Source organism: Microcystis sp. M49636_WE2 (genome assembly GCF_030065375.1).
Lineage (GTDB): Bacteria > Cyanobacteriota > Cyanobacteriia > Cyanobacteriales > Microcystaceae > Microcystis > Microcystis aeruginosa_C.
This window is the reverse complement of record NZ_JASJFG010000591.1, coordinates 1-8,216: the sequence shown is the minus strand read 5'-3', so window position 1 is coordinate 8,216 and position 8,216 is coordinate 1. Positions and strand designations below refer to the sequence as shown.

Below are 8,216 nucleotides of genomic sequence, written 5' to 3'. Positions count from 1 at the left end.
TTATCGGTGATCTTGCTTAGGGTAACAAAAAGGCTTACAGTAAAATGTACCATAAATTATCAAATCTACTAAATTAATTAAGCTGTGCCGAAAGTTGTTATTGCAGGTAACTGGAAAATGCACAAAACCCAGAGAGAAGCTCTGGAGTTTTTGCAAGATTTTAAATCCCATCTAGAGGAAACCCCGGACGACCGAGAAGTAGTTCTTTGTGCGCCTTTCACAGCTTTAGCTGTCCTCTCTAAAACCCTCCACGGTGGTCGTATTCGCTTAGGGGCGCAAAATGTCCACTGGGAAAAATCGGGGGCTTATACGGGCGAAATCTCGGCGGATATGTTAACCGAAATTGGGGTTCACTATGTGGTTATCGGTCACAGTGAACGCCGGCAATATTTCGGCGAAACCGATGAAACCGTCAATTTAAGGGTCATATCTGCCCAAAAACAAGGTTTAATCCCGATTATCTGTGTGGGAGAAAGTAAAGCCCAAAGAGATGCTGGAGAAACGGAAAAGGTAATTATCAAGCAAATTCAAGCAGGTTTAGTCAATGTTGACCAAAAAAACCTCGTTATCGCCTACGAACCCATCTGGGCGATTGGCACCGGGGAAACCTGCGAAAGCGAGGAAGCTAATCGGGTTATCGGTTTGATTCGGCAACAATTAGACAATCCCGAAGTAACCATTCAGTACGGTGGTTCGGTAAAACCCGATAATATCGATGAAATTATGGCTCAATCGCAGATAAACGGGGCTTTAGTCGGTGGGGCGAGTCTAGACCCCGCCGTATTCGCTAGGATTGTTAATTATCGTTAATCGATTTCTGCTGCCATGACGCTATTTTCCAAAACCCCGATGCCTTCTATTTCCACCCGAACCTTATCCCCCACCTGCAGCGGTCCGATTCCTTCGGGAGTTCCCGTTAAAATTACATCCCCCGGCAGCAGGGTCATCACTTGGGAGATATAAGCCACCAAGACATCGGGGGGAAAGACCATATCACTGAGATAACTGCTTTGTTTGGGTTCGCTGCCATCATTGAGAAAAGTGGTTAATTGGGCCCCGATACTCAATTCCCGGACAATCCAGGGGCCGAGGGGACAAAAACTGTCAAATCCTTTCGCCCGCGTCCATTGGCTATCTTTTTTCTGTAAATCCCTAGCGGTGACATCGTTAGCAATAGTATAACCCCAGATTTTACTTCTGGCCTGGGCTGTGGTGCAGTTTTTGGCGGTTTCTCCCATAATTAATGCCAATTCTCCCTCATAATCCACTCTTTCCGATTGGGGCGGATAAAAAATAGTTTCACCGTCGGCGATAATTGTCGTCGGTGGCTTGAGAAATAAAAGCGGTTCTTCCGGTACAGGTGTTCCCATCTCGGCGGCGTGGGCGCGGTAATTTTTGCCCACGGCAATAATTTTCGACGGGAAACAGGGGGCTAATAGTTGGTAGCTATCAGGTTCTAATTCTAGCTTGGTTAGTTGCCCTCCTTGCCAGGGAGGGGCATCAAAGACGGCAACGCTACGGTTTAACTGTAACAGTCCGTAGAAGATTTGTCCTTGACGATGTTTCACTCGTACATAGCGTTGCGCCATATTTTTCTGGGAATGACTAGCGATCGACTCTCGGATAGTAGTATGATCATATATCCTTGCTTCTTTATTAAAAGCTAGAGAGTTATTAAAATCAATTGACTCTTGGCCTTGACAAAGAAGCCTTCTAGTCCATAAGGATTCTGAGATGAGCAATAACTACGAAACTCTTTACATTCTCCGTCCCGATTTAGGGGAAGAAGTCGTTCAGCAACAAGTGGAACGTTATCGGACTCTGATTACCGAACACAGCGCCACAGACATTCAAGTTAAGGTGTGGGGTAAAAAACGTCTGGCCTATCCCATCAAAAAACTCAATGATGGTGTCTATGTGCAGATGAATTATCAGGCCAGCGGCAAACAAGTCGCCCCCATGGAACGGGCCATGCGTTTAAGTGATGAGGTTATTCGTTATTTAACCCTAAAACTCGATCGCGTGGTGGCCCCCCCTGCCGATTTATCTCCCTTAACGGAAATTCCCCCCTCTCCTATCACCGAAGCGGTGGTGGAAGATGACGGCATCTCCGCTGAAGATTAATTATAGTCACAACTGTGTCGGATCAATGCCCAATTCGCGTAATCGGGCAAAAGCGCGATCGCGTTCTTGTTGTGCTTGGTCGCGTTCTTGTTGTGCTTGGTTGCGTTCTTGTTGTGCTTGGTTGCGTTCCTCAAAGAGGGTTTCAGGGTCTTTAAATCGTTCCCCATTGGGATAAAAGACCTCTAAACCCTCTTCAAACATCTCAAACCGAATCCCTAGGATTGGGGAAGTCCAAGGAAAATTCAAGGCCGTTACTGGGAAAAAATCCTCTTGCTGATTGGCCCGTACCAATCCCCAGAAATCATGGGAGTCTGGGTCATAGAAAAACATTTCTAATACCCCATGCTCCCGATAGAAAGACTGCTTTTTGAGCATTTCCCTGGCACTATTGCTCGGAGAGAGGATTTCAAACACTACCTGGGGGGCAATATTGTCTTCTTCCCATTGTTTATAGCTGCCGCGCTCACCAGGTGGACGGCCGAAAACTACCATGGCATCGGGAGCTTGACGGGGAGCGGGTGGTACAGTTACCTGCTGGGGATACCAGAGCAAATCTCCGGCGACAAAGACGGTTTGCTCCTTAAATAAATACCTGAGATTGGCAACCAAGCGAACAATCCAGCGATATTGAACTGTGTTGTCGGCCATAGGTTTACCGTCGGAGTCAGGATAGAAAAGTTGGGGTTCGATGGGTGCTTGAACCATGCTTTATCTCTTGCGATCGCATTTTGGCCTAACTTTATTGTATCATCGCAAATCCTCGGATTGAAACCCCGTCCTTTTAGGACGGCTTTAAGCTACAATGGAAAAAGCGATAACCAAGCTAAAAACTGAACCTTGACCACAGATAGTAGGGGGTTTCGTTCAGAAAAGAAGTCAAATTCGGCCTTGAACGAGTAAAACTTTCTAGGAAATAAGGTTGAACAGGAGATTTTCTCGACTTGTTCAAAGTGGCCGTCCGGCATTCGGACAATCAAAACGGACGGGTCGGAAAGCGTAAGACTACCGCTAAGGTAGCAGTATCCTGTGAAGCGTCAACCCCATTCAACGACCATCCTAAAAAGGTGGCGTGGTGAGGAATCACCGCTCGTTTACGTCGGGGAGGATGTCAATGGATATTTTAATACAAATGCTCAGACTCCCCACTCCCGTCTCTAGACAAGAAAAAATGCGTTAAGTTTGACTTTAACGCTTATTTTTTCCATTATTTTTGCTCTAATGGCAGTGACTAGATCTTGCGACGAGCGAAAGCACCAACACCAGCAACGGCTAAGATACCGAGGATAGCAGAGGGTTCGGGGATGTCAATTGATTTTGTTGTTTGTGTGAAGTCGTTGGTGACACTGTTAAGGGAACCCCTGGTATCAGAGACACTGAAAGTGTCTCTGACGAAAAGTTTCTTGAGGTTTGACGGAACTGTAACTACGTTACCAGAAGAACCCAACGCGGTCGAAGCCATCGAACTTCCGATCAAACCCGCCCCATTGATACTATCTGACCAAACTTTCTTCTCCGTAGAGATACCAAAGTTACCTGCGCCAGTTGCATCATAGCCAATACTGAATTCTTTGAACATCTTCGTCAAAAGTTCATTTTCGCCGGGAGTGGCGGGGTCATCAACGATCTCGATCGTGTAGTCTATGATGAAAGTACCTGAAGATTGCATTAGAGCAGGAGTTGGTCTATAGTTGAAGGTGTGTCTGTCTACCGTCGATGACACGAGTTGATCTATGAGAAGAACCCCGTTATTTATGGGACCAGACGCTGGAGATGCGTCTATGAATGTAAACAACTTGTCTCCCACCCGGCAAGGAGTACTCTTGAAACTAGAAAACAATTGTCCTAATGGTAGAGAACACTCCGCCTGCGCTTGGGCGGGGGCAGCACCGGCAAAGCCGAAAGCGGCAACGCTGCCAGCGATAGCAAGAGCGCCAGTGGTTAGTCGTCTAGAGATGTTTGTGATCATTTTAAGTGGTTTGTTACTTTTTATTAGGGCAAAGTACGTAGACTACGCACTCTAGTTTAGTTATAACCTCGGCCAGATGAAATGTCAAGTTATTGACGTCTAAATTCAAGCCAAATCTCCTAAAGATTTCCTAACAACCGATAGATACAGCTTTTTCCAGCAGGTAATGATCAAGTATGACGGGATTGGGCATCATCTCTGCACGTTCGGCTAATTTCCCCATTTCCCCACTTCCCTACTTCCCCACTTCCCCACACCTTTGAAAGAGGATTTAGTATTAGTGGTAACAGCAGCTACCCAATTTTTTTTGGTATTTGCTATGCTGATTGTTAACAATTTGTAATCTTTGGGAAATTTCCTCAATACTGCATGGTCGTTTCTGCTACAATTCCACCCCTAGCTCAAGATACCCTCGCCCTGAAAGCGGTGTGGGCAAATGTCGGCTATGATAGTTGTCCCTACCATTACAATTTCCATCTCCACACCCATTGTTCCGATGGTCAAATGAGTCCCCAAGACTTGATGAGACAAGCGTTAGATATCGGACTAAAAGGATTAGCAATTACTGATCATCACTCGATCGAAGGTTATCGACAAGCCCAAATTTGGCTGGAAAATCAGCATTTAAAGAGTTCTCTACCCCATCTCTGGACAGGGGTAGAAATTACGGCGAATCTCTTAGAGACAGAAGTGCATATTCTTGGCTATGGTTTCGATCCTACTCATACCGTTTTGACTCCCTATCTGCAAAGAGCCAAACCGGAAGGAGATCTAGCTTTGGCCTCTAGAGTCATTAACAGTTTACAGCAAGCGGGGGCCCTAGTGGTTCTCGCCCATCCCTTTCGTTACCATCGCCCCGCAGCCGATTTAGTAGCGGCGGCGGTAGAATTGGGTATTGATGGTATTGAGGCCTTTTATGCCTACGGCAATCCCAAACCCTGGCTACCGAGTCAACGGGAAACCGAACAAGCACTCGCTCTTAGTCGTCAATATCAATTATTCGCCACCTGTAGCACCGATTCCCACGGTAAATCTTTATTACAGCGCATTTAGCCTGATCGCGGGATTAACTGTAAAATAACTAAATTGACTAAACTCGCTCCCTTCTCGATCGAGTATTGGTTTTTTATGGCCGTTGATCAGTGATCAGTAATCAGTAACCAGTGAAAGAGCCTAAATTTGTTGAAAATTGAAAACCTAAACCTGATAACTTAAAACTTAAACCTGATCACTGATAACTGATAACTGATAACTGAATAACCCCCCGAATGAAAGATTTATTCCTTGACACTTGCTGGTTAATTCCCATTTATGGCTTAATTGGTTCGATTTTAACCCTACCTTGGTCTTTAGGCATTATTAGTCGCACCGGTCCGCGGCCGGCGGCTTATATTAATCTATTGATGACCGTCTTAGGGTTAATACACGGAACGATCGCTTTTAATCAAATTTGGCATCGAGAGACGATTAAACTGGCTTTTGAATGGGTAAAAGTGGCCGATCTTAGTTTATCTCTTTCGATCGAACTTTCTCCCGTCAGTTTGGGGACGCTGGAAGTGATTACCCTCGTCAGTCTCTTGGCCCAAATCTATGCCCTTGGCTACATGGAAAAGGATTGGTCTTTGGCGAGATTTTATGGCTTAATGGGCTTTTTTGAGGCAGCTTTGGGGGGAATTGCCCTGAGTGACTCCCTACTATTCAGTTACGCTTTCCTAGAGATGTTAACAGTCTCTACCTATCTCCTCGTCGGTTTTTGGTATGCCCAACCTTTGGTAGTAACCGCAGCCCGAGATGCCTTTTTAACCAAGCGCGTCGGCGATATTATTTTATTGATGGGTTTGGTGGCTCTGTCCAGTTACGGAGAGGGATTGAGTTTTTCTCAGTTAGAAAATTGGGCGGTAAATAACCCTGTACCGCCTCTGACGGCGACTTTGTTAGGATTAGCCCTTATTGCTGGTCCAACGGGTAAATGCGCCCAATTTCCCCTGAATTTGTGGCTAGATGAGGCGATGGAGGGACCAAATCCAGCCGGAATCCTGCGGAATTCGATCGTGGTTTCGGCGGGGGCCTATGTTTTAATTAAGCTGCAGCCGGTGTTTACCCTATCTCCGATCGCTGCCAATGTTTTAATAGTGTTGGGGACAATGACGGCCATTGGGACTTCTCTGATGGCCTTGTCCCAAATTGATATTAAACGCGCTTTATCCCACTCCACCAGTGCCTATCTCGGTTTGGTCTTTGTGGCGGTGGGATTAGGTCATGTGGATATCGCTTTACTAATTTTATTCTCCCATGCGGTGGCAAAAGCCTTATTGTTTATGAGCGCAGGAGCATTAATTCTCACCACCAGTAACCAAAATATCACGGAAATGGGGGGAATTTGGTCAAGAATGCCAGCCACGACCACGGCTTTTTTAGGAGGTTCCGCGGGGATGACGGTTTTAATGCCCCTAGGGATGTTTTGGACGTTAAAACGGTGGTTAAGTGGCGAATGGGCGATTCCTTGGTGGTTATTAGCGGTTTTAATCTTTGTTAATTGTCTTAGCATCGTCAATCTTACTCGGGTCTTTCGTTTAGTCTTTTTGGGACAAACCCAAAGTAAAACCCATCGCACCCCGGAAGTGGCTTGGCCAATGGCTTTGCCCATGGTATCATTGATTTTAATCGTTTTATTGGCCCCGATTATTCCCCTACGTTGGGATTTTTGGCTATCTTTCACCAATCCCCTCCTTAATAACCGGAGTTTCACTATTGTCTGGGGTTTTCCCTTACTGATGGCCTCTGGAGTAATTGGCCTAGTTATCGGGTCAATGGTAGAGTTAAGACGAGCTTGGGCCAGACCAACCGGGTTAATACTGCGATTCCTGCAAGATTTGTTCGCTTATGACTTTTATCTCGATCGCATCTATCAGTTTACCGTGGTTTTGGCGGTGGGCAGCCTGTCCAAAATTACCGCTTGGCTCGATCGTTATATTATTGATGGTCTGGTTAATTTGGTCAGTTTAGCGACGATTTTTAGCGGCAGTGCCTTAAAGTATAATGTTTCCGGTCAATCACAATTTTATGTCTTGACTATTCTCTTCGGAATAGGGGGATTAATCTGGCTCTTATTAAACGGTCAATGGTCAGTGATAACTAATTATTGGTCATCCCTTTTGACTCATTGAATGTCTGTGTATCGGTCCCTAGTCTCCGGGCAGCTGACTGGGGAAGGAAAGCAGGGTGATGAATATGCTCGACAAGAAAAAATATCCACACTTCGACAAGGCTCAGTGACCACTTGGTCTATTTAGGGTCTGCTGAATAAATCTAAAAACCTTGTTGGATAAGAATTTTAGACTTTTTTCCCATCAAAAAGTGCCAGACTTTGGGGTGATCGGGGGGGAAATTTAGGCACTTTTTCCCTGAAAATGGGTAAAACCCTACACCCCACACCCTGCCCCCACGAAAAACTTTTTCAGCAGACCCTATTTATGTTATAATGGGTTGGTAAAAAATGCTGGTGTAGCTCAGTGGTAGAGCAGCTGATTTGTAATCAGCCGGTCGCGGGTTCAAATCCCATCACCAGCTTGTGGGAAAACCAACTGTTTTCAGTCCCTACAAGGCTTTGGTGGCTCGGGTTGCGGCCAAGTCTATATACAATCTCTCAAAAAGCTGGTGTTGGTCTATCTTCAGATATTGATGCTACTGAGAAACTTACCTATGACTAAAAGAGCTTTACTGCTAATCAATCGTCACTCGCGCAAGGGTAAAGAAAACTTTGCTCAAACTGTCGATCTGCTCAATCATTGGGATTTTGAAATTATCAGCGTCCCTTTGAAAAAGGTAGAAGATATACCTTTTTTGATGGAAAAATATCGCTCTAATATTGATTTAGTTATCGTCGGTGGTGGCGATGGGACTCTTAATGCTATGGTGGATGTGTTGGTAGAAACTCAACTGCCCCTAGGCATTATACCTTTGGGAACGGCTAATGATTTAGCCAGGACTTTAGGGATACCGAATTCTATTGCCGAAGCCTGTCGAATTATTGCGGAAGGTAATTTAAAATATATCGATCTAGGTTGGGTAAATAATAAATACTTTTTCAACGTGGCTAGTTTAGGATTAAGTGTGAAAATTACCC

General features: G+C 45.4%; 8 protein-coding genes and 1 tRNA gene. 6 read left to right on the top strand and 3 right to left on the bottom strand.

What is annotated here, in order from left to right; genetic code table 11:
• Positions 1 to 84: 84 nt before the first annotated feature.
• A complete protein-coding gene (gene tpiA, locus PX484_RS13695) occupies positions 85 to 810 on the top strand; it encodes a triose-phosphate isomerase (protein ID WP_080506938.1) in 726 nt (241 codons plus the stop codon).
• Here the strand turns inward: tpiA and PX484_RS13690 are convergent.
• Positions 807 to 1,589: a fumarylacetoacetate hydrolase family protein gene (locus tag PX484_RS13690; RefSeq protein WP_043997825.1), complete on the bottom strand. Its 783-nt coding sequence runs from the start codon at positions 1,587 to 1,589 to the stop codon at positions 807 to 809. The two genes, tpiA and PX484_RS13690, sit on opposite strands and share 4 nt — an antisense overlap.
• 145 nt (positions 1,590 to 1,734) lie before the next feature.
• On the opposite strand from PX484_RS13690, the gene rpsF reads away from it, so the two are divergent.
• On the top strand, positions 1,735 to 2,124 hold the full coding sequence (gene rpsF, locus PX484_RS13685; protein ID WP_004163403.1) for a 30S ribosomal protein S6: 390 nt from the start codon (positions 1,735 to 1,737) through the stop codon (positions 2,122 to 2,124).
• Between the two features lie 6 nt (positions 2,125 to 2,130).
• Here rpsF and PX484_RS13680 read toward each other — a convergent pair whose 3' ends face one another.
• Both PX484_RS13680 and PX484_RS26055 read right to left on the bottom strand, forming a co-directional pair.
• The gene (locus PX484_RS13680) at positions 2,131 to 2,829 is read right to left on the bottom strand and encodes a Uma2 family endonuclease (protein ID WP_287766878.1); all 699 of its coding nucleotides are present in this window, start codon (positions 2,827 to 2,829) and stop codon (positions 2,131 to 2,133) included.
• A 523-nt stretch (positions 2,830 to 3,352) separates the two neighbouring features.
• Positions 3,353 to 4,090, bottom strand: a complete 738-nt coding sequence (locus tag PX484_RS26055) for a PEP-CTERM sorting domain-containing protein (protein ID WP_287766876.1) — start codon at positions 4,088 to 4,090, stop codon at positions 3,353 to 3,355.
• A 369-nt stretch (positions 4,091 to 4,459) separates the two neighbouring features.
• Between PX484_RS26055 and PX484_RS13670 the strand changes: the two genes are divergently transcribed.
• The 4 genes from PX484_RS13670 to PX484_RS13655 form a co-directional block, all read left to right on the top strand.
• Positions 4,460 to 5,143, top strand: a complete 684-nt coding sequence (locus PX484_RS13670) for a PHP domain-containing protein (RefSeq protein WP_190723073.1) — start codon at positions 4,460 to 4,462, stop codon at positions 5,141 to 5,143.
• 215 nt (positions 5,144 to 5,358) lie between these two features.
• Positions 5,359 to 7,257, top strand: coding sequence for an NAD(P)H-quinone oxidoreductase subunit F (locus PX484_RS13665; RefSeq protein WP_287665660.1), 1,899 nt, complete (start codon positions 5,359 to 5,361; stop codon positions 7,255 to 7,257).
• Positions 7,258 to 7,588: 331 nt separating this feature from the next.
• Positions 7,589 to 7,660 (top strand) — tRNA-Thr (locus tag PX484_RS13660).
• A gap of 132 nt (positions 7,661 to 7,792) precedes the next feature.
• Positions 7,793 to 8,216, top strand: a 424-nt coding sequence (locus PX484_RS13655) for a diacylglycerol kinase family protein (RefSeq protein ID WP_288104262.1), incomplete at its 3' end; no start/stop codon positions are given.

Excerpts from the sequence above, each read along its gene's own strand:
- PX484_RS13670 (WP_190723073.1), top strand. The coding sequence starts at position 4,460 with ATGGTCGTTTCTGCTACAATTCCACCCCTAGCTCAAGATACCCTCGCC.
- PX484_RS13680 (WP_287766878.1), bottom strand. The coding sequence starts at position 2,829 with ATGGTTCAAGCACCCATCGAACCCCAACTTTTCTATCCTGACTCCGAC.
- PX484_RS13665 (WP_287665660.1), top strand. The coding sequence starts at position 5,359 with ATGAAAGATTTATTCCTTGACACTTGCTGGTTAATTCCCATTTATGGC.
- rpsF (WP_004163403.1), top strand. The coding sequence starts at position 1,735 with ATGAGCAATAACTACGAAACTCTTTACATTCTCCGTCCCGATTTAGGG.
- PX484_RS26055 (WP_287766876.1), bottom strand. The coding sequence starts at position 4,090 with ATGATCACAAACATCTCTAGACGACTAACCACTGGCGCTCTTGCTATC.
- PX484_RS13690 (WP_043997825.1), bottom strand. The coding sequence starts at position 1,589 with ATGGCGCAACGCTATGTACGAGTGAAACATCGTCAAGGACAAATCTTC.